We start from the raw sequence: 1,220 nt of genomic DNA, 5'->3' as shown, positions 1-1,220 counted from the left end.
GGAGCGGGAACGCACCGTGTCCGCACCGGCCGGTGTGCGCTCTCTCGTGGGGTGTGTCTAACCCCGGTGCCGCGACGATCTGAGGCCGCGGGCCGGGAGGTAGGTGGTGAACCACGTGCGGGCCAGTTCGGCGACCTGTTCGAGGGCTCCGGGTTCCTCGAACAGGTGGGTGGCATCGGGCACGATCTCGATGCGGCACTTGCCTGGGATCACGGCCTGTGCCCGCCGGTTGAGGTCGAGGACGGCTTCGTCACGGGAACCGACGATCAACAAGGGGTTGGTGTGCACCTTCCTCAGACACTCCCCGGCGAGATCGGGGCGGCCCCCGCGGCAGACCATGGCCGTGACCTCGACGCGGGGGTCGGTGGCCGCACACAGTGCCGCAGCGGCGCCGGTACTGGCCCCGAAATACCCGACCGGCAACCCGGCGACGTCCGGTTGCGTCGTCAGCCAGCCAGTGACCTGTACCAACCGCCCGGCCAACAGGTTGATGTCGAATACCGCCGCCCGGTCGCCTTCTTCGGCTGTAGTGAGCAGGTCGAACAGGAGGGTGGCCAGTCCGGCCCGATTCAGCACATCGGCGACGTAGCGGTTGCGGGGGCTGTGCCGGCTGCTGCCGCTGCCGTGCGCGAACACCACCATCCCGATCGGGTTCTCCGGGACGACGAGGTGCCCGGAAAGTCGGGCCCCGACCACATCGATCTCGATGTCGTTGTCGCGCAGCGGCGGATCCTCGTCGCTCTCCCGCACCGGTGCCGTCACCGCCGGTTCCCGGAAGCCGTCGCGTGCACCGGCGAGCAGTTCGGTCACCTCCTCGTCGGTGACCTGGGAGAAATCGCGGTAGCCCTGCCCGACCGCGAAGAATCCTTTCGGGGTCTCCATGCACACAACCTCGTCCGCATCCCGTGCGAGGTCGTCGATGCTGCGGGGCGAGCCGATCGGAATCGCAATCACCACCCGGGCGGCGCCTTGCGCGCGGGCGACCTGACATGCCGCGCGGGCGGTCGCACCGGTGGCGACGCCGTCGTCGACGATCAACGCGGTCCGGCCCGTCAACGGCATCCGGTCGAAGCGGCCGCGGAAGAGTTCCGTGCGGCGGCTCAATTCGGCGAGTTGATGCTGCTCGACCGCGGCGATGTCCGTGCACGTCAGATCGACCCTCTCGACGACGTCGGCGTCGATCACCCGAACCCCGCCCTCGCCGATGGCCCCGAAGGCCA

General features: G+C 69.3%; 1 protein-coding gene. It reads right to left on the bottom strand.

Annotated features, from left to right (window positions below; translation table 11 throughout):
* Positions 1-57 precede the first annotated feature (57 nt).
* A partial coding sequence (locus tag ACFTWF_RS45040; protein ID WP_378467536.1) for a phosphoribosyltransferase occupies positions 58-1,220 on the bottom strand: 1,163 nt, incomplete at its 5' end.

Origin of the sequence: Rhodococcus sp. NPDC056960 (genome assembly GCF_042674125.1) — a bacterium.
GTDB lineage: Bacteria > Actinomycetota > Actinomycetes > Mycobacteriales > Mycobacteriaceae > Rhodococcus_F.
The sequence above is the reverse complement of the archived record's forward strand: the minus strand, read 5'-3'. Positions and strand labels throughout refer to the sequence as shown.